This window comes from Arthrobacter sp. Y3225116 (assembly GCF_059091245.1).
This window is the reverse complement of the sequence record NZ_JBNHGL010000053.1, coordinates 1-16,400: the sequence shown is the minus strand read 5'-3', so window position 1 is coordinate 16,400 and position 16,400 is coordinate 1. Positions and strand designations below refer to the sequence as shown.

The 16,400-nt window shown below is 68.1% G+C and carries 18 protein-coding genes and 1 pseudogene; 8 read left to right on the top strand and 11 right to left on the bottom strand.

Annotation, left to right across the window (positions count from 1 at the left end; genetic code table 11):
- On the top strand, positions 1-988 hold a 988-nt coding region (locus tag AC5RV2_RS07585; RefSeq protein WP_494091859.1), incomplete at its 5' end, for a transketolase family protein.
- A 16-nt stretch (positions 989-1,004) separates the two neighbouring features.
- On the opposite strand, the gene AC5RV2_RS07580 is transcribed toward AC5RV2_RS07585, so the two are convergent.
- Positions 1,005-1,757 carry an SDR family oxidoreductase gene (locus AC5RV2_RS07580; RefSeq protein WP_494091858.1) on the bottom strand — a complete coding sequence of 251 codons (753 nt, stop codon included), beginning with the start codon at positions 1,755-1,757 and terminating at the stop codon, positions 1,005-1,007.
- 154 nt (positions 1,758-1,911) lie between these two features.
- Complete coding sequence (locus AC5RV2_RS07575) at positions 1,912-2,646, bottom strand: beta-ketoacyl-ACP reductase (protein ID WP_494091857.1); 735 nt, start codon at positions 2,644-2,646, stop codon at positions 1,912-1,914.
- A gap of 117 nt (positions 2,647-2,763) precedes the next feature.
- Here AC5RV2_RS07575 and AC5RV2_RS07570 point away from each other — a divergent pair, with 117 nt between their 5' ends.
- From AC5RV2_RS07570 to AC5RV2_RS07560, 3 genes are read left to right on the top strand one after another with little or no spacing between them, the layout of a single operon-like run.
- Positions 2,764-3,357 (top strand): DUF3099 domain-containing protein, encoded by a 594-nt coding sequence (locus tag AC5RV2_RS07570; protein ID WP_494091856.1) that lies wholly within the window; start codon positions 2,764-2,766, stop codon positions 3,355-3,357.
- The gene (locus AC5RV2_RS07565) at positions 3,354-3,584 is read left to right on the top strand and encodes a hypothetical protein (RefSeq protein WP_494091855.1); all 231 of its coding nucleotides are present in this window, start codon (positions 3,354-3,356) and stop codon (positions 3,582-3,584) included. Before AC5RV2_RS07570 ends, AC5RV2_RS07565 begins: the two co-directional genes overlap by 4 nt.
- Positions 3,585-4,484 (top strand): SURF1 family cytochrome oxidase biogenesis protein, encoded by a 900-nt coding sequence (locus AC5RV2_RS07560; protein ID WP_494091854.1) that lies wholly within the window; start codon positions 3,585-3,587, stop codon positions 4,482-4,484.
- Between the two features lie 161 nt (positions 4,485-4,645).
- Here AC5RV2_RS07560 and AC5RV2_RS07555 read toward each other — a convergent pair whose 3' ends face one another.
- Positions 4,646-6,244, bottom strand: coding sequence for an ABC-F family ATP-binding cassette domain-containing protein (locus AC5RV2_RS07555; RefSeq protein WP_493978514.1), 1,599 nt, complete (start codon positions 6,242-6,244; stop codon positions 4,646-4,648).
- 145 nt (positions 6,245-6,389) lie between these two features.
- On the opposite strand from AC5RV2_RS07555, the gene ypfJ reads away from it, so the two are divergent.
- The gene (ypfJ, locus tag AC5RV2_RS07550; RefSeq protein ID WP_494091853.1) at positions 6,390-7,289 is read left to right on the top strand and encodes a KPN_02809 family neutral zinc metallopeptidase; all 900 of its coding nucleotides are present in this window, start codon (positions 6,390-6,392) and stop codon (positions 7,287-7,289) included.
- 43 nt (positions 7,290-7,332) lie between these two features.
- Here ypfJ and AC5RV2_RS07545 read toward each other — a convergent pair whose 3' ends face one another.
- From AC5RV2_RS07545 to AC5RV2_RS07515, 7 genes are all read right to left on the bottom strand, one after another.
- Entirely contained in the window at positions 7,333-8,133 is an 801-nt protein-coding gene (locus AC5RV2_RS07545; RefSeq protein WP_494091852.1) for a Pr6Pr family membrane protein, read from the bottom strand.
- 85 nt (positions 8,134-8,218) lie between these two features.
- Positions 8,219-8,548 carry a metal-sulfur cluster assembly factor gene (locus tag AC5RV2_RS07540; RefSeq protein ID WP_493999657.1) on the bottom strand — a complete coding sequence of 110 codons (330 nt, stop codon included), beginning with the start codon at positions 8,546-8,548 and terminating at the stop codon, positions 8,219-8,221.
- A gap of 2 nt (positions 8,549-8,550) precedes the next feature.
- Entirely contained in the window at positions 8,551-9,312 is a 762-nt protein-coding gene (sufC, locus tag AC5RV2_RS07535; RefSeq protein WP_493999656.1) for a Fe-S cluster assembly ATPase SufC, read from the bottom strand.
- Between the two features lie 59 nt (positions 9,313-9,371).
- Positions 9,372-9,731, bottom strand: a complete 360-nt coding sequence (locus AC5RV2_RS07530; RefSeq protein WP_494067771.1) for a non-heme iron oxygenase ferredoxin subunit — start codon at positions 9,729-9,731, stop codon at positions 9,372-9,374.
- Positions 9,731-11,014: a Fe-S cluster assembly protein SufD gene (gene sufD / locus AC5RV2_RS07525; protein WP_494091851.1), complete on the bottom strand. Its 1,284-nt coding sequence runs from the start codon at positions 11,012-11,014 to the stop codon at positions 9,731-9,733. The genes AC5RV2_RS07530 and sufD overlap by 1 nt, the downstream gene beginning before the upstream one ends.
- Positions 11,014-12,498: a Fe-S cluster assembly protein SufB gene (sufB, locus tag AC5RV2_RS07520; RefSeq protein ID WP_493987285.1), complete on the bottom strand. Its 1,485-nt coding sequence runs from the start codon at positions 12,496-12,498 to the stop codon at positions 11,014-11,016. Before sufB ends, sufD begins: the two co-directional genes overlap by 1 nt.
- Positions 12,498-13,268: a helix-turn-helix transcriptional regulator gene (locus tag AC5RV2_RS07515; protein WP_494091850.1), complete on the bottom strand. Its 771-nt coding sequence runs from the start codon at positions 13,266-13,268 to the stop codon at positions 12,498-12,500. Before AC5RV2_RS07515 ends, sufB begins: the two co-directional genes overlap by 1 nt.
- A gap of 185 nt (positions 13,269-13,453) precedes the next feature.
- On the opposite strand from AC5RV2_RS07515, the gene AC5RV2_RS07510 reads away from it, so the two are divergent.
- From AC5RV2_RS07510 to AC5RV2_RS07500, 3 genes are read left to right on the top strand one after another with little or no spacing between them, the layout of a single operon-like run.
- Entirely contained in the window at positions 13,454-14,326 is an 873-nt protein-coding gene (locus tag AC5RV2_RS07510) for an ABC transporter ATP-binding protein (RefSeq protein ID WP_494091860.1), read from the top strand.
- Positions 14,323-15,069 (top strand): ABC transporter permease, encoded by a 747-nt coding sequence (locus tag AC5RV2_RS07505; RefSeq protein WP_494091849.1) that lies wholly within the window; start codon positions 14,323-14,325, stop codon positions 15,067-15,069. Before AC5RV2_RS07510 ends, AC5RV2_RS07505 begins: the two co-directional genes overlap by 4 nt.
- A 4-nt stretch (positions 15,070-15,073) precedes the next feature.
- Entirely contained in the window at positions 15,074-16,009 is a 936-nt protein-coding gene (locus AC5RV2_RS07500; protein ID WP_494091848.1) for a COX15/CtaA family protein, read from the top strand.
- A gap of 92 nt (positions 16,010-16,101) precedes the next feature.
- On the opposite strand, the pseudogene AC5RV2_RS07495 reads toward AC5RV2_RS07500, so the two are convergent.
- Positions 16,102-16,400 (bottom strand): annotated as a pseudogene (locus AC5RV2_RS07495) (dihydrodipicolinate synthase family protein); the annotation flags it as partial.

Below are 16,400 nucleotides of genomic sequence, written 5' to 3'. Positions count from 1 at the left end.
CATCACGCCCGACCCCGGGGCCGCCGTCGCGCTGCCCGCCTACACGGCGGGCGATTCCGTCGCCACCCGGACCGCGTTCGGCGAGGCTCTGGCCGCTCTCGCCGCCCGGCCCGAGGTGGTGGTCCTGGACGGCGAGGTGGGCAACTCCACCAAGGCCGGGGAGTTCAGCAAGGCCGCGCCCGAGCGTTTCTTCGAAATGTTCATCTCCGAACAGCAGATGGTGGCGGCGGCGGCCGGGCTCTCCGTGCGCGGGTATGTGCCGTTTGCCGCCAGTTTTGCGGCGTTCCTCGTCTCCCGCGGTTACGACTTCATCCGGATGGCCGGGGTATCCGAGGTGGACATCCGCCTGGTCGGCACCCATGCCGGCGTCGAAATCGGCCAGGACGGGCCGTCGCAGATGGCGCTGGAGGACCTGGCCGCGATGCGGGCGATCCACACCTCGACCGTCCTCTACCCCGCCGACGCGCCCTCGACCGCCGGTTTGGTCCGCGCCATGGCGGACACTTCCGGCATCTGCTACCTCCGGGCCACGCGGGGCGACTACCCCGTGCTGTACGGGGAGGGCGAAGAATTCCCCATCGGCGGGGCGAAGGTGCACCGGGCGACGGACGACGACGCCGTCACCCTCGTCGGAGCGGGCGTCACCCTGCACGAGTGCCTGGCCGCGTCCGCCCAGCTGGCCGACGACGGCATCGGCGCGCGGGTGGTCGATCTCTATTCGATCAAGCCCATCGACCACCAGACGCTGCTGTCGGCGTGCCGGGCCACGGGCGGCCGGATCATCACGGTGGAGGACCACTATCCCGAAGGCGGGCTCGGTTCGGCCGTCGCCGATTCCCTGACCCAGGCGCGGGTACCGGACCTCAGACTGGTCCGGCTGGCCGTGGAAGGCTTGCCGACGTCCGGTGCGCCACGGGACCTGCTGGACGCGGCGGGCATCTCGGCGCGGCATATAGCCGCGGCCGCGCGCCAACTGGTCCGGGAGTAGTCCGGCTCCGCGGGCCTTAGTCCTGCGCCTGCAGGAAGGACTCGGCCCCGCCCACGTATTCCGTGTGCCCGGAGGGGACGTCGGCGGTGACCATCTTGGCCACTTCCGCGCCGAATTCTTCCACCGAGTAGAGTTTGCCGGCCTCCGCGCGGCGGGCCTCGATCGCGCCGGGGCGGGCACGGTCCAACAGGGTCGCGGTCACCGTGCCTTCGATCATGTCGCCGGATACGACCACCAGCGAGATGCCCTTGGCGTCCAGTTCCGGCAGCAGTTCGCGCAGAGCGTCTTCGCCGGCGCGCTTGCTCAGGGCCACCGGCTCGTACTCCGGCATGGTCGGCACGGTACGGATGAAGTGGGCCTGGTGGCTGGTGACGAACACGACCCGGGAGCCGGCCGGCATCGCCTCGGCCGCGGCCTTGAGCATGTTTACCTGCGCGTCGCGGTTCAGGCGCAGGGCATAGTCCTCGCCCATGCTGGACTCCATGCCGCCCGACGCGTTGAGCACCAGCACATTGACGCCGCCGAAGTTCTGCCGGGCGGCCTCGACCAGTGCGTCGGCGCCCTCTGCCGCGGTGAGGTCGGCGGCAACGGCGATGGCGCGGCCGCCGGCTTCTTCGATCTGGGCCACGACCTTGTTCGCGCGGGGTGCCTTCTGGCGGTAGTTGACCACCACCGACGCTCCCTCGGCGGCCAGGAGCTTGGCCACCTCGGCGCCGATACCGCGCGATGATCCCGTTACGATTGCTGCTTTGCCGTCCAGTGCGCCCATGGCTGCTCCTCGAGGTTTTCAGTGGTGGTCCGGCCGGGCGCGTTGTAGGAAACGCCCAACCGGAAAAGGCTTCGGGTTCCATCTTGCCAGTCCCCGAAGCCTTATCCGTTGTCGAGAGCCGACAAAACGCGGCCCGAACACCTGCCTGAGTTGCCTAGTGGCCCATTCCCAATCCGCCGTCCACCGGGATGACCGCGCCGGAGATGTAGGCGGCTTCGTCGCTGGCTATCCAGCGGACCACCTTCGCGACTTCTTCGGGTTCGGCGAAGCGGCCGGCCGGGATGGACGCCAGGTAGTTCTTCTGCGTGTCCTCCGGCAGCACGGCCGTCATTTCCGTGTTGACGAAGCCCGGGGCCACCACGTTGGCGGTGATGTTGCGCGATCCGAGCTCGCGGGTCAGCGAACGGGCGATGCCCACCAGGCCGGCCTTGGACGCGGCATAGTTGATCTGGCCGGGCGACCCGTAGAGGCCCACCACCGAGGAGATCAGCACCACGCGGCCCTTCCGCAGCCGGATCATGCCCTTGGAGGCCCGCTTGATCACCCTGAACGCGCCGGAAAGGTTGGTATCCACCACGCTGGTGAAGTCTTCTTCGCTCATCCGCAGCAGCAGCATGTCGCGGGTAACGCCGGCGTTGGCGACCAGGACCTCCACAGGACCGTGGGCAGCCTCGACCTCGGTGAAGGCGGCGTCCACGGACGCGGCATCGGTCACATCGGCCTTCACGCCCAGGAGTCCGTCGGGAACCTCGCCGCTGCGGTAGGTGATCGCCACCTTGTCCCCGTTCGCTTCGAAGGCCCGGGCAATCGCCAGCCCGATTCCCCTGTTGCCGCCGGTGACCAGCACGCTGCGGCCGGACTGCTCGTCGTTGCTCACTCTTACCTCCATCAAGCTGCTCTTTTCCTATGGAATCCTAGCCCGGGATATCCCCCCGCCGGTCATCGTCGCGCGGCTTTAGACATTCCGGCCATCGTGGGAGAATTGATACAGCCCTAATGGAGTGTGATGAGCAAGCAGCCCGACGAGAAGCCGGAAGTCCTGAGCATTACGGACGTCCCCGAAAGCCATACCGATGAAATGCACCGGCGCATGGTCCAGTACACGCTCGCCATGGGTATCCGGCTGGCCTGTTTGCTGCTCTTCTTCTTCATCGACAGCTGGGTCCGCTGGTTCTTCGTCGGCGGCGCCGTCTTCCTGCCGTGGATCGCCGTGATCATCGCGAACGGCGGCAGCGACAAATCGAACCTGCAGCACAGCACCGCCCTGCTGGACCAGGCGCCGCAGCCGGAGTTGGAGGCACCCTCCACCCGGACGGGAGACGCAGGGGCCGACCAGGACGAAGTCCTGACCGGGGAACTTATCGACGACGCCGGGCCGGGACCGGACGGCAGCCCCGGCCCGTCTTCCCCGCCCGCGCCTCCCGCCTCCGCCGGGTACGGGTCCGAGCCTGAGTCGCGCCCGGGCCGGGCAGCGGCCGACGGGCCCGCCGCTGCTGACGCTGCCGCGCAGGAGGATTCCCGCGCCGACGACCGGCCGGCCGAATTCACCGGAAACCTGAGCCCCGTCACCAAACGGCGCCGGTGGAGGGCGGCCGCGTGAACCTCCTGGACCAACTCGGCGGCGGGGTCGCGGCCGACTCCCCCGTCTGTTCGCGGAAGGGCTGCCGCCAGGCCGCGCAGTGGCAGCTGCTGTGGAACAACCCGAAAATCCATACCCCCGAGCGCCGCAAAATCTGGCTGGCGTGCGGCGGACACCGGGAGTGGCTGCAGGACTATCTCATCCAGCGCAGCCTCTGGCGCGAAACGCTCCCCTTGGAAGGTGCCTGAATGTCCTACCGATTCCTGCTCAGCGGCAAGTGGCTGGGCTGGCTGCTGATCGTTGCCCTGCTGGCCGCGGTGTGCGTGCTGCTGGGCAACTGGCAGATGGACCGCCGGGACCAGGCCCGCGACGTCATCGCAGCGGTGGAGAACAATTACGACGCCGATCCGGTGCCGTTCAGCGAGGTGCCGGACATCTTCGCCAGCGCCGATGACGCGGTGGAGTGGACGCCGGTGGTCCTCTCCGGCGAGTACGACGACGCCGGGCAGCGGATCGTGCGCAACCGCCCGCTGAACGGCCGGCCGGGCTACGAGGTACTTGTCCCGCTGCGCCTCGAGGACGGCAGCGCCGTGGTGATCAACCGGGGCTGGCTCCCGATCGGCAACAACCAGGCCGGCCATCCGGACACCATTCCCGCCGCCCCGAAAGGCGACGTCACCGTCGTCGCGCGCGTCAAGCCAGGCGAAGGCCCGGTCAGCCGCGGGGCCCCGGACGGCCAGCTCGCGTCCATTCACCTGGACGCCTATGCCGCGGAGCTGGGCTACCCGGTGCATACGGGCAGCTACGGCCTGATGGCGGCGGAATCCCCCGCCGCTGCCGTGCAGCCCGTGCAGATCCCCAAACCGGCCATCGACGAAGGACCGCACCTGTCGTACTCCATGCAGTGGTACGCCTTCGGCGTGCTGCTGTTTGTCGGCTACGGCTATGCCGCCCGCCAGCAGGCGCACCAAAGCCGGTACGCGGAGGAAGAGGAGGCGCTGAGCGGATACCACCAGGCCAATCCGGCGCCGCGCGCCGCTGCCCCGAAACGCCGGAGCAAGCGGCCGACGGCCGAAGAAGAGGAAGACGCCCTGCTGGACGCCCAGGGGTTCCGCACCGACGGCACCCTGCTCAGCCGCGAGGATTGAACTGGAGCGCCGTCTATAACCGAAATTGCACGGCGCTTAGCGGTCGCAGCTACCCGGCCTTCGCAAGCTCAGACCGGGTCCCTCGCTGCTCCCTTGCGCTCGTTCCTCGCTCGGCGATGCGCGCCTTGGCAATTCCGATTGCGACGGCGCTGCGGCCGGAATCAGGCCAGGGTGACCAGGTCCAGGTAGTCCTCGTTCCAGAGGTCTTCGACGCCGTCCGGCAGCAGCACGACGCGCTCCGGGTTCAGGGCCTCCACCGCCCCTTCGTCGTGGCTCACCATGACAACGGCGCCGCTGTAGTTGCGCAGTGCGCCCAGGATTTCCGCCCGGCTGGCGGGGTCCAGGTTGTTGGTCGGCTCATCCAGCAGCAGCACATTGGCCGACGACGCGACGATGGTGGCCAGGGCGAGCCGGGTCTTTTCGCCACCGGACAGTACGCCTGCAGGCTTGTTCACGTCGTCCCCGGAGAACAGGAAGGAACCGAGGATGTTCCGCACCTCTGCATCCTGCAGGTCGGGGGCGGCCGTGCGCATGTTCTCCAGCACGGTCCGGTCCACGTCCAGGGTTTCGTGTTCCTGGGCGTAGTAGCCGATCTTCAGTCCGTGGCCGGGCAGCACATCGCCGGTGTCGGGGGTGTCCACTCCGGCCAGCATGCGCAGCAGCGTGGTTTTGCCGGCGCCGTTCAGGCCCAGGATCACCACGCGGGAACCGCGGTCTATGGCCAGGTCCACATCGGTGAAGATCTCCAACGAGCCGTAGGACTTGCTCAGGCCTTCGGCGGTGAGCGGAGTCTTGCCGCAGGGTGCGGGATCGGGGAAGCGCAGCGCCGCCACCTTGTCCTGTGCGCGCACCTCGTCCAGGCCGCTGAGCAGGCGTTCGGCGCGCTTGGCCATGTTCTGGGCCGCTACCGCCTTGGTGGCCTTGGCGCGCATCTTGTTCGCCTGGTCCATGAGGACCTGGGCCTTCTTTTCGGCGTTGGCGCGCTCACGTTTACGGGCCCGCTCGTCGGTCTCGCGCTGGGACAGGTAGCGCTTCCAGTTCATGTTGTAGATGTCGATGGTGGCGCGGTTGGCGTCCAGGTGGAAGACCTTGTTGACGGTCGCTTCCAGCAGCCCGGTGTCGTGGCTGATCACGATCAGCCCGCCCTGGTGGTTTTTCAGGAACTCGCGCAGCCAGCTGATCGAGTCGGCGTCGAGGTGGTTGGTCGGCTCGTCGAGGAGCATGGTGTCGGCACCGGAATACAGAATCCTGGCCAGCTCTACGCGGCGGCGCTGGCCGCCGGACAGCGTCCGCAGGGGCTGGTTCAGGATCCGCTCCGGCAGGGCCAGGTTGGAGGAGATGGCGGCTGCCTCGGCCTCGGCCGCGTAACCGCCGCCGGAGATGAATTCGGCCTCCAGCCGGTCGTAGCGGCGCATCGCCTTGGCCTGGACGTCGGCATCGGTGCTGGCCATCTCCGACTGCGCTTCCCGCAGCTTGCGGGTCACCACGTCGAGGCCCCGCACCGAGAGGATCCGGTCGCGGGCCAGCTGTTCCATGTCGGGGGTCCGCGGATCCTGGGGCAGGTAACCGATCTCACCGGTGCGCACCACGGTCCCGGCGGCAGGCATGCCTTCTCCGGCGAGGACGCGGGTCAGCGTGGTCTTGCCGGCGCCGTTGCGGCCCACCAGCCCCACCTTGTCGCCCTTGTCCACACGGAAGGACACCGCCTCCATGAGCAGACGGGCCCCGGCACGCAGCTCAAGATCGTTGACGGTAATCACAGTGGAAGCCTTTCGAAGGGGTGCGGGAGGGATGCCCGGGCGCCGTCCAGACGGGACGGGCGGAAATCAACCTTTCCAGTCTACCGGCAACCCACGCCGTCCCCACCCCTCCGCCCCGCTCTGATCGGACGGTTATCCTTGGCGAATGAGTTTCTCCCGCGGCTCCCGGTTGGATACGTCACAGGTCCAGGACCGTCGCGGCGGCCTGGGCGGCAAGATCGCCATCGGCGGCGGCGGCCTTTTGGTCCTCATTGCCAGCCTCCTGGGCGTTCCGCCCGAAGTGCTGGAAGGGTTCGGCCTGGGCGCCGGCCAGGAACAGCAGCAGCCGGGTGGTCCGGCCCTGCAGGAAGAGTGCCGCACCGGCGCCGACGCCAACGAGCGCACCGACTGCCGCATCGTGGGGACCGTCAACAGCCTCAACGATTTCTGGGCCGGCTACCTCCCCCGCTACAACATGCAGTACCCGGCCCCGCAGACCGTCCTGTTCGACGGCGGCGTCAGCACCGGCTGCGGCAGGGCCAGCAGCGCCGTGGGCCCGTTTTACTGTCCATCCGACCAGACCGCGTACTTTGACACCTCCTTCTTCACCGAGCTGACCACCCGCTTTGGCGCCAGCGGCGGGCCGCTGGCCGAGGAGTATGTGGTGGCGCACGAGTTCGGGCACCACATCCAAAACCTGACCGGGGCCATCGGCTACGCCCGGCAGGATCCCCAGGGTCCCGAGTCCGGTGCAGTCCGGGTGGAGCTGCAGGCTGACTGCTATGCCGGGGTGTGGGCAGGCAACGCCACCGAGCAGATCGACGAAAGGACCGGGCAGCCCTTCATGCAGCCGCTGACCCAGCGGGACCTGCAGGACGCACTCTCCGCCGCGGCTGCCGTGGGCGACGACCGCATCCAGCAAGCTGCCGCGGGGCAGGTCAACCCCCACACCTGGACGCATGGCTCCAGCGAGCAGCGGCAGCGCTGGTTCCTGCACGGCTACCAAACCGGCGACGCCGGCCGGTGCGACACCTTTTTGGCCCCGGACCTCGACCGCCCCGCCTGACGCGGGTTCGAAGGCTACAGGTCCCGGACCCAGCCCGCGAAAGCTACAGGTCCCGTGGGTCCACCGGGTCCGACTCCCGGATGCCGCCCGCGGCAAACGGCGGTGCACCCCCGGAGGTCCCGGCCCGGCCGTCGCCGGGATCCCCGGGGCCGAATCCCGGAAGATAACCGTCGGGCTCGCGGCCCATCGTCGTGTCCAGCAACAGGAAGACCATGCCCGCCCCCAGCCAGACCAGGATCAGGCCGATGCCTGTCATCAGCAGCTCCCCCAGCCCCGCCGTCCCGGGGCTGTACGGCAGCCAGCCCGTCACGGCACCCCTGATGCCCGTCCAGAGCAGCCAGAAACCCGGGAAGGCCAGCCCGACCGTCACGGCGCCGGCGCCGATGCGGGGCCGCGGACCGAAGATCAGCCAGCCGGTCAGGACGACGACGGGCAGCACGTAATGCAGGAGCCGGTCCGCCATCACTCCGGCCGCGGTGAGCCCGGCGGTTTCGGGAAAACCGCGGAACGGGGTGAACTGGGCCAGGAAGACCAGCAGCATGGCCGCCAGGGTGGCGGTCCGGGCGGCCCGCCAGAGCCGTCCCCCGGCCATGGTCGAATCCATCAGCAGCGTCAGGCTCACCACAAAGACCAGCAGCGCGGCCTGCACTCCCGGGGCACTGGCGTAGTTCCACCAGGCATGCGGGGCGGCGGCGGCATAGCCGGGCGCCGTCGGCACGGCCGTGATTCCGACGGCGAGGCCCACGACGGCCAGCAGCGCGGTCAACCCGTGGTAGGCGGCGGCGACGTGGACCTCGTCATAGCGTCCCCGCCGTCGCTTTGATGCCGCACTCGACGCACTCATGACCCGATCCTAGCCCGCGGGACGGTGTCAAGACAGGAGCGGACCGGCCACCCGAAGGTGACCGGTCCGCCGTCGATTCGTCGAATCAGATATTAAAGCCGAGGGCGCGCATCTGGTCGCGGCCGTCGTCGGTGATCCGTTCCGGACCCCACGGCGGCATCCATACCCAGTTGAGGCGCCACTCGTCCACCACGCCGTCCAGCGCCTGGCCGGTCTGCTCCTCGAGGACGTCGGTGAGCGGGCAGGCGGCGGTGGTCAGCGTCATGTCGATGAGCAGGGCACCGTCGTCGGCGTACTTCAGCCCGTACAGCAGGCCGAGGTCCACGATGTTGACGCCCAGCTCAGGGTCGATGACGTCCTTGAGCGCTTCCTCGACGTCCTCCAGGGACGTCTGCGGGGCATTGGCTTCGGTCATGATCAGGCCTTCGCTGCTGTCAGGTAGCGGTCGTAGCCCTCTTCTTCGAGACGGTCGGCCAGCTCGGGGCCGCCCTCTTCGGCGATGTGGCCATCCACGAAGACGTGCACGAAGTCGGGCTTGATGTAGCGCAGGATGCGCGTGTAGTGGGTGATGAGCAGGGTGCCCATCGCGCCGCCGGCATGCACGCGGTTGTGGCCTTCGGAGACCACCTTGAGCGCATCCACGTCCAGGCCGGAGTCGGTTTCGTCCATGATGGCGAACTTGGGCTTGAAGAGTTCGAGCTGGAGGATCTCCACGCGCTTCTTCTCGCCGCCGGAGAAGCCCTCGTTCACGTTGCGCTGGGCGAAGTCGGCGTCGATGCGCAGCTGGCTCATCGCTTCCTTGACGTCCTTGGTCCAGGTACGCAGCTTCGGGGCCTCGCCGTCGAGTGCGGTCTTGGCGGTGCGCAGGAAGTTGGTCATGGTCACGCCGGGTACCTCGACCGGGTACTGCATGGCCAGGAACAGGCCGGCGCGGGCGCGCTCGTCCACGCTCATGGCCAGCACGTCTTCGCCGTCCATGGTGATGGAGCCGGAGTCGACGTTGTAGCGCGGGTGGCCGGCGATGGTGGCCGCCAGGGTGGACTTGCCGGAACCGTTTGGGCCCATGATGGCGTGGATTTCGCCGGTGTTGATCGTCAGGGACACGCCCTTGAGGATCTGCTTGCTGCCCTGCTCGGTGTCAATGCTGACGTGCAGGTCCTTGATTTCAAGAGTAGACATCTGTCTGCTTTCTCCTTTGCGCCCGGTGCGGGCGGGCGCCGTTCACGTGATGGAAGTTTTTAGTTGAGGTCCGGGGCAGGAGCCCCGTTGAGGACGGTCGTGACGTCCACGTAGACGCTGTCGCCGTCGAGCGCCAGCGCGAACACCGGGACGGGTTCGAACGCCGGCAGGCTCAGCGGCTCGCCGGTGCGCAAATCGAACTGGGAACCGTGGCCCCAGCATTCGATCGCGCAGCCTTCGACGTCGCCTTCGGAGAGGGAAACGTCCGCGTGCGAACAGGTGTCTCCGATGGCGTGGAGTTCGCCCTCGGAGTCCCTGACGATGGCTACCGGGTAGTCATCGATCAGGATGCGCACTGCCTGGTTGACCTGGATGTCAGAGGCTTGGCACACCAGTTCGCCGCGCGGAGTCCCGCTCATCAGAGGTTGCCCGCCTCGAGTTCCCGCTCGAGTGCCGCGTTGAGGCGCTCTTCGAGGGCGGGCACCCGGATCTGCTGAATGACCTCGTTGAGGAACCCGCGGACCACCAGGCGGCGGGCGACGTCCTGCGGGATGCCGCGTGCCATCAGGTAGAACAGGTGCTCGTCGTCGAAGCGGCCGGTGGTGCTGGCGTGGCCGGCGCCTTCGATCAGGCCGGTCTCGATTTCGAGGTTCGGCACCGAGTCGGCGCGCGCGCCGTCGGTCAGCACCAGGTTCCGGTTTGCCTCGTAGCTGTCGGTGCCCTCGGCTTCCTTGCGGATCAGCACGTCGCCCACCCAGACGGTGTGCGCGTTCTTGCCCTGCAGGGCGCCCTTGTACAGCACCCGCGACTTGCAGTTCGGGACCGCGTGGTCCACGAACAGGCGGTGCTCAAGGTGCTGTCCGGCGTCGGCGAAGTACAGGCCGTACATTTCCACGTCGCCGCCGGTGGCGGTGAACCGGGTGGACGGCGTGACGCGGACCAGGTCGCCGCCCAGGCTCACGGTCACGTGCTTGAACTTCGCGTCACGGCCCACGCGGGCTTGCTGCGAGGAGGCGTGAACGGCGTCGTCGGCCCATTCCTGCACCGAGACCACGGTGAGGTCGGCGCCGTCCTGCACGTCGATCTCCACGTTCTGCGAGACCGTGGCGCTGCCCTTGTGGTCCAGCACGACGACGGCCTTGGAGAACTTTTCGGCCACGATGACCAGGTGCTGTGCGGAAAGCTCGGTGCTGTTGCCTTCCACCACCACGGCGACGCCGGAGTCCAGCTGGGCCTCGGCCGGGATGGTCACCACTGTCGCTTCGCTGAAGGCCTCCCAGGCCGCGGCCGAGACGCGGTCCTCGGGGATGCCCGCGACGCCGATGCGGGCATCGGCCCGGCCCACGGTCTCGACCAGGACGCCGGCCGGCAGCTCGGCGCCTTCGGGACCGGTAACGGTGACCGCCGGGGCGGTACCGGTCAGCGCGTCGCTCTGCAGGCCGCGCAGGCGCTTGAGCGGGGTGAACCGCCAGTCTTCCTCGCGTCCCGTCAGCGTGCCGAAGTCTTCGGCCTTGTACGAGGTCAGGCGGCCGGCGCGGGAGCTGTCCGGAACGCCGACGCCGCCTCCGTGGCTGTGGCTCTTGGCGCTGTCGCCGGCCAGCGGGCCGGCGGCGGCGTTGGCCGGGGAGAGATTTTCGCCTTCCTCCGTGAATCCGTCGATGGCCGGAGCACCGATACGTGCCTTCTCAGTGATCTCAGTCATTAACCTACGGATCCTTCCATCTGCAGTTCAATCAAGCGGTTCAGCTCGAGGGCGTATTCCATCGGCAGCTCGCGGGCGATCGGTTCGATGAAGCCGCGCACGATCATCGCCATGGCTTCGTCTTCGGCCATGCCGCGCGTCATCAGGTAGAACAGCTGCTCTTCGCTGACCCGGGACACGGTCGCCTCGTGGCCCATGGTGACGTCGTCCTCGCGGACGTCGATGTACGGGTACGTGTCCGAGCGCGAGATGGTGTCCACCAGCAGGGCGTCGCAGACCACGCTGTTCTTCGTGTTCTTCGCGCCCTCGCGCACCTGGACCAGGCCGCGGTAGGCCGAGCGGCCGCCGCCGCGGGCCACGGACTTGGCCACGATGGCGCTGGACGTGTTCGGCGCAATGTGGACCATCTTCGAGCCGGTGTCCTGGTGCTGGCCCGCGCCGGCGAAGGCGATGGACAGCGTTTCGCCCTTGGCGTGCTCACCGGTGAGGTAGACCGCCGGGTACTTCATGGTGACCTTGGAGCCGATGTTGCCGTCGACCCACTCCATGGTGGCGCCCTCGTGGGCGATGGCCCGCTTGGTCACCAGGTTGTACACGTTGTTCGACCAGTTCTGAATCGTCGTGTACCGGACGCGCGCGCCCTTCTTCACGATGATCTCGACGACGGCGGAGTGCAGCGAGTCCGAGCTGTAGATCGGCGCCGTGCAGCCCTCGATGTAATGCACGTAGGAGTCTTCGTCGGCGATGATCAGCGTGCGCTCGAACTGGCCCATGTTCTCGGTGTTGATCCGGAAGTAGGCCTGCAGCGGGATATCGACGTGGACGCCCTTGGGGACGTAGACGAAGGAGCCACCGGACCAGACGGCGGTGTTCAGCGAGGCGAACTTGTTGTCGCCCACCGGGATGACCGAGCCGAAGTACTCCTGGAAGATCTCCGGGTGTTCCTTCAGGCCGGTGTCGGTGTCCAGGAAGATCACGCCCTGGGCTTCCAGGTCTTCGCGCAGCTGGTGGTAGACGACCTCGGACTCGTACTGGGCGGCGACGCCGGAAACCAGGCGCTCACGCTCGGCCTCGGGGATGCCCAGCTTTTCGTAGGTGACCCGGATGTCCTCGGGCAGGTCCTCCCACGTCTTGGCCTGCTTCTCCGTGGACCGGACAAAGTACTTGATGTTGTCGAAGTCGATGCCGGACAGGTCGGCGCCCCAAGTGGGCATCGGCTTGCGGTCGAAGTACTTCAAGCCCTTCAAACGCAGGTCCAGCATCCACTGCGGCTCGCCCTTCTTGGCCGAGATGTCGCGGACCACTTCTTCATTCAGGCCGCGGCGGGCGTTGGCGCCGGCGGTGTCGGCGTCGGACCAGCCGTATTCGTAGGTTCCGATGCCATGCAGCTCGGGGTTCTTTTCCAGGATTTCGGAAATGGTGGTGTCGGCTACGTCGGTCGTCCCGACCGCGTTCCTCATGCTCTGATCCACTTGGTCCGTCATCACGGCCTCTCTTGCAGATTGATGGATACTCGTCTCGTGCCTGTCGCCGGTTCGACGGGTCGAACCGCAGACCTTGTTCGACCCACCGGGATGTGGGTCGTACACACATGTCCCCCGCTGGCCAGCGTGGACAGTCGCCTGACATCCACCCCTAGCAGCCGGGAAAAAACTTCGGTTTCGCTGTCGCAGAAGTCCGGGAAATCCGCTGCCAGCTGCTGCACCGGGCAGTGCCCCTGGCACAGCTGCACGGCCAGCATGGTGCTGTGCGGCGCCTGGGTTCCCACCACGTTGGTGGACCCGACGAAGCCGTCGGCGCTCAGCGCCTCCGCCAGCGCCTTGGCCCGCTCTTCGATTCCGGGCCCTGCGGCCTCTACCACCGGGCGGTAGCGTTCTTCCATGTCCCGGTAGCGGTTCCGCGCGAACTCGGCGACCGCCTCGCGGCCGGCGGCCTCGCCCAGGGCCGCCAATGCGGTACGCGCAATATCCAGGTAGTCGTTGCCGAGCCGGGTCTGGCCCTGCCGGCTCAGCACGTACTTGCGGGCCGGGCGGCCGGCACCGCTGGCCGAATTCGCGGTGAGCTTGACCTCGATCAGGCCCTTGCGGGACAGGGCGTCCAGATGGCGCCGCACGGCGGCGGGAGTGAAGCCCAGTATCTCGCCGAGCCCGGCGGCGCTGACGGGTCCGTGTTCCAAAACGGCATTCAACACCCGGTCCCGGGTCCGCTCCTCGGACTCCGGTGCCTGGGCACGCAAAGAAGCACTACTGGTCATGGAATACACAACACAATCATGACGTATTCTATTCCGCGCTACCAGTAAGGCAGGCCTTAGCGGAGCGTGCTCTGCGTCGACCGCTCTACGTCCCGTAGAATGTTCGGGTGCCTACCTCCGAACCCTGCCTGGATATCCAGGGACTCGTGAAAGATCTGGGACCGGTGGAGGCCCTGGACAACAAGATGATCCGCGTGATCGACGGGGTCCACCTGCGCGCCTATCCCGGGCAGGTCACGGCACTGCTCGGGCCCAACGGCGCGGGCAAGACCACCACCTTAGCCTGCGCGCAGGGCCTGATGCGCCCCAACGGCGGGACGGTCCGCCTGCTCGGCCAGGACCCCTACCAGGCGGGAGCCGAGCTGCGCAGCCGGGTCGGCGTCATGCTGCAGGAAGGCGGCCTGCCGCAGGCCATCCGGCCGCTGGCCCTGCTCCAGCACGTTGCCGGGATGTACCAGGACCCCCGCAGCGTGGACGAACTGGCGGAGCGGCTGGGCATCAACGGTTTCGCCAACACACCCATCCGCAGGCTCTCCGGCGGGCAGAAACAGCGGGTCGCGCTGGCCGCCGCCCTGGTCGGCGATCCGGAGGTCCTCTTCCTGGACGAACCGAGCGCCGGCCTGGATCCGCAGTCCCGGGCCGTGGTGTTCGAGCTAATCCAGGAACTCCGGGCCGAGGGCCTGGCCATCATCCTCACCACGCATCTCATGGACGACGCCCAGCGGCTGGCCGACTACGTCTTCATCATCGATGCCGGCAGGACCGTGGTGCACGGCACGGTGGCCGAACTCACGGCGGCCACGGATGAGAGCGCCGGCGTCGAACGCCTGCTGACCTTCGATGCCGCTCCGGGCCTGTCCTTCGCCCTGCCCGAGCCGTTCACCGCCGTCGAGAACGTTCCCGGCCGCTACATGGTGGCCGGCCACATCACCCCCGCGGTGCTGGCCGCCCTGGCGGCGGAGTGGGCGGCCCACAATGTCATGCCGGCGTCCATCCACATGGCACCGCGGTCACTGGAAGATGTCTTCCTCGATATTTCCGGGAAGGACCTGCGATGAGCGCGCCCGCCGCCTTGATCCGCCGGATCGCCCTGCAGGGCCGCTACGAGACGTTGGGCATGCTGCGCAACGGCGAGCAGTTGCTGATCGCCATCATCCTGCCGCTTCTGGCGCTCATCGGCCTGACCGTCACGCCGTTGCTGGACACCTTCACGGACAACAGGATCGCCATGGCCGCCCCGGGCGTCCTGGCCTTGTGCACGGTATCCACGGCCCTGACCGGCCAGGGAATCGCCACCGGCTTCGACCGCCGCTACGGCGTCCTGCGCTTCCTGTCCACCACCCCGTTGGGACAGAGCGGCCTGATCCTGGGAAAGATCCTCGCCGTGCTGGCCATCATGGTCATCCAAGTGGTGGTGGTGGGCGGGACAGCCCTCCTCTTCCTCGGATGGCAGCCCGCGCTCGGCGGCCTCCTGCCGGCGGCCGCGCAGCTGGTGCTCGGTGCCGCGGCTTTCACCTCGCTGGGCCTCCTGATCGCCGGTACCGTCCGGCCGGAAGCCACGCTGGCGATCACCAACCTGCTGTGGGTGCTGTTGGCCGCGGCCGGCGGTATCCTCTTTCCGGTGGCCAGTTGGCCCGACGTTTTCGAGCCGGCCGCCCACGTGCTGCCCTCGACCGCCTTGGGCGCCGCCCTGCGCAGCGCCCTGATCGACGCGCAGTTCAATCTCACCGCCTCAATCGTGCTGCTGGCCTGGACCGTAGTGGCCAGCCTTGCCGCCATCCGCTGGTTTAAATGGAGCTAAGTCAATGACCACCGCCACCCCGAAGTCCCGCGACCTCAAGGATCGGCTGCCCGTCTCGGTCACTCGAACCGTGCACGGGCTGGCCATCGCCTCGCTGGTATCGCAGATGGGCATCATCATCACCGGCGGCGCCGTGCGGTTGACCAAGTCCGGCCTGGGCTGCTCCGAGTGGCCCAACTGCGTGCCCGGTTCGATGACGCCGACGCCGGAGATGGGCATCCACGGGCTGATCGAGTTCGGCAACCGCACGCTAACGTTCATCCTGGTCATCATCGCCGTGGCCATGCTCGTGTCGCTGTGGCGGATGCGCCGTTCACACCGCACCCTGTTCGGCCTGGCGGTTGCCCTGCTGTGCGTCATTCCGGTGCAGGCCCTGATCGGCGGCATCACCGTATGGACGGACCTTAATCCGTGGGTGGTGAGCCTGCACTTCCTGGCCTCGGCGGCGCTGGTGGCCGTCGCCACGCTGCTGGTGAACCGCACCGGCATGTACCTGCGCGGCCGCTCCGCCGTGGCCGTCGCTCCGGTCCCGCGCATCCAGGCAACCCTGGGCTGGACCATCGCCGCTACCTCCGCTGCCTCCATCGTGCTGGGCACGATCGTGACCGGCACGGGCCCGCATGCCGGCGACGCCAGTGCCCCGCGGCACGACTTCAGCGCGGACCTGGTCACGCGGATCCACGTGGTGCCCGTCTACCTGCTGGTCGCGGCCATCGTCCTGGCGCTGGTGCTCGCCTACCGCCGCGACACCTCCGCGCAACTGCGTACCGCCCTTTGGTGGCTGGCCGCCGTGGTCGTGCTGCAAGGCGGCATCGGTTACCTCCAGCACTTCACCGGCCTGCCCGTCGGCCTCGTGCTGCTGCACATGCTCGGTTCCGCCCTGCTGACCGTCGCGGCCACGAACGTCTGGGACCGTTCGACGGGCAAGTTCCCGCTCTAGTCCCGCCGTTCCGGCGGGCAAGTTCCCGCTCCAGTCCGGCCGTTCAGGCGGGCAAGTTCCCGCTCCAATCCGGCCAGTCGGCGGCGCCGGCGCTACTGTCCGGCCGGCGCCCGGTGAGCCGGGCGGAACGCCTCGATCTCCTCGAGGAGGCGCGCGAGTTCGCGGCGGCTGCTCCCGGGCAACGGGTGCAGCGGCAGCCGCGGATCGCCCGCGTCGATCCCGGCGGCCCTCGCCAACGAGTAGAGATTGCTGAGCGGTCGCAACGACCCGAAATAGGCCATGAGCGGAGCCAACGCGGCCCGTGCCGCGGCCGCGGTTTCCTCATCGCCGGCCAGCACGGCGTCGCGCAGCACCCGGTAATGCGCCGGCAGCACGGCAATCGGCCCGCCGT

Bases quoted from the DNA above. Each gene is read 5' to 3' on its own strand.
- AC5RV2_RS07580 (WP_494091858.1), bottom strand. From the start codon at position 1,757: ATGGGCGCACTGGACGGCAAAGCAGCAATCGTAACGGGATCATCGCGC.
- AC5RV2_RS07575 (WP_494091857.1), bottom strand. From the start codon at position 2,646: ATGGAGGTAAGAGTGAGCAACGACGAGCAGTCCGGCCGCAGCGTGCTG.
- AC5RV2_RS07570 (WP_494091856.1), top strand. From the start codon at position 2,764: ATGAGCAAGCAGCCCGACGAGAAGCCGGAAGTCCTGAGCATTACGGAC.
- AC5RV2_RS07560 (WP_494091854.1), top strand. From the start codon at position 3,585: ATGTCCTACCGATTCCTGCTCAGCGGCAAGTGGCTGGGCTGGCTGCTG.
- ypfJ (WP_494091853.1), top strand. From the start codon at position 6,390: ATGAGTTTCTCCCGCGGCTCCCGGTTGGATACGTCACAGGTCCAGGAC.
- AC5RV2_RS07545 (WP_494091852.1), bottom strand. From the start codon at position 8,133: ATGAGTGCGTCGAGTGCGGCATCAAAGCGACGGCGGGGACGCTATGAC.
- AC5RV2_RS07540 (WP_493999657.1), bottom strand. From the start codon at position 8,548: ATGACCGAAGCCAATGCCCCGCAGACGTCCCTGGAGGACGTCGAGGAA.
- sufC (WP_493999656.1), bottom strand. From the start codon at position 9,312: ATGTCTACTCTTGAAATCAAGGACCTGCACGTCAGCATTGACACCGAG.
- AC5RV2_RS07530 (WP_494067771.1), bottom strand. From the start codon at position 9,731: ATGAGCGGGACTCCGCGCGGCGAACTGGTGTGCCAAGCCTCTGACATC.
- sufD (WP_494091851.1), bottom strand. From the start codon at position 11,014: ATGACTGAGATCACTGAGAAGGCACGTATCGGTGCTCCGGCCATCGAC.
- sufB (WP_493987285.1), bottom strand. From the start codon at position 12,498: ATGACGGACCAAGTGGATCAGAGCATGAGGAACGCGGTCGGGACGACC.
- AC5RV2_RS07515 (WP_494091850.1), bottom strand. From the start codon at position 13,268: ATGACCAGTAGTGCTTCTTTGCGTGCCCAGGCACCGGAGTCCGAGGAG.
- AC5RV2_RS07510 (WP_494091860.1), top strand. From the start codon at position 13,454: ATGATCCGCGTGATCGACGGGGTCCACCTGCGCGCCTATCCCGGGCAG.
- AC5RV2_RS07505 (WP_494091849.1), top strand. From the start codon at position 14,323: ATGAGCGCGCCCGCCGCCTTGATCCGCCGGATCGCCCTGCAGGGCCGC.
- AC5RV2_RS07500 (WP_494091848.1), top strand. From the start codon at position 15,074: ATGACCACCGCCACCCCGAAGTCCCGCGACCTCAAGGATCGGCTGCCC.